Annotated in this window: 1 protein-coding gene; it reads right to left on the reverse strand. The window is 61.8% G+C overall.

Annotated elements, in window-relative coordinates:
• Positions 1–275 precede the first annotated feature (275 nt).
• A partial coding sequence (gene tnpC, locus FEZ63_RS22325) for an IS66 family transposase (protein ID WP_150948990.1) occupies positions 276–1,405 on the reverse strand: 1,130 nt, incomplete at its 5' end.

Here is a 1,405-nt window from a genome sequence, read left to right on the forward strand (position 1 = left end):
TTCACGCCCGGGAATAATGCCCCCGCTGCCGTGCATGATGATCATTGCAGGAGAGGTGGCTTGCGAGTTCTCCGTAAACGTCAGAACACCGGTGATGGTTGCTTGCGAGCTTTGTCTCGCCATGAGCTCCGTCGGGCCGGTAGGCGTGAGGGATTGAAATAGGATTTGACCTCTCTGGCCAGCTCCCAAATCGCGAAGGGGGTCGGCAGGTGCGGTTTGCGAAGAGACCCATAGACCCATGAGGATCAATAAAGTCTGTAGTGCGCGCTGGCATCTCATCGTCTCTCGTCCTTGTACTTCCACGGTAGCAGTTCTGTGACGCGTTTGATGGGATGATCGGCGATGCTGGCGATGACGTCCGCGAGCCAGGCTTCCGGATCGAGCCCGTTCATCTTTGCGGATTCGATGAGGGTGTACATGAGAGCGGCGCGTTCGCCGCCCTTATCGGAACCGGCAAAGATCCAGTTGTTGCGGCCGAGCGCCAGCGGCCGGATCGCGCGTTCCGCGGCATTGTTCGACATCTCGAGCCGGCCATCGGTGGTATAGCGGGTCAGGGCTGCCCAGCGGGAGGTCGCATAGCGGATAGCCTTGGCCAGCTCCGTCTTGCCGCTGATCTTTTGTAGTGCGGCTTCGAGCAGCGTCTTCAGGGCGAAGAGTTCCGGGACCGAGTGGCTTTGCCTGACGGCAAGACGCTCAGCGGGTGAGCTTCCGCGGATCTGCGCCTCAATGGCGAACAATCGGCCAATGCGTTCGAGGGCCTCCTGCGCTGCCGGCGACGGTCGTGTGGCGTTCTCCTCGAACAGATAGCGCCTGGCATGTGCCCAGCATGCGACCTCGCTTAAACGAGGGGCTTCCCGTGCCGCGCCGTAGAGGGGGTTGAAGCCCGCATAGGCGTCGGCATGCAGGAATCCGCGACAGGATCCCAGCAGGGCTTCCGCATGCATGCCTTTGCGGTCGGGCGAATAGCGATAGAAGACAGCCGGCGGTTCCGGAGAACCCCAAGTTCGCTCGTCCCGCACCACAACCCATAATCGGGCTGTTTTGGTCTGCTTGCGTCCAGGATCGAGCACCGGAACCGGCGTGTCGTCAGCGTGGAGGACCTCGCCAGCTCGAACGTGACACCCAATTGCCTCTGCCAAGGGTCGCAACAGCCAGGCCAGGCGTCCCACATTGTCGGCGAGCGTCGCGCGGGCGATGGTGATCCCCGAGCGGGCATAGATCCCGCTCTGACGGTGCAGCGGGAGATGGTCGCAGTATTTTGCTGTGATGATGTGTGCCAGGAGCTTGGGTCCATAAAGACCCCGCTCGATCGGCAAAGACGGCATTGGCGCCTGCACGATCGTCTCGCAGGCGCGGCAGCTCATCTTGGGACGGATGTGCCGGATGACCTTGAAGTGGGACGGCA

Source organism: Microvirga brassicacearum (assembly GCF_008757455.1).
Lineage (GTDB): Bacteria > Pseudomonadota > Alphaproteobacteria > Rhizobiales > Beijerinckiaceae > Microvirga > Microvirga brassicacearum.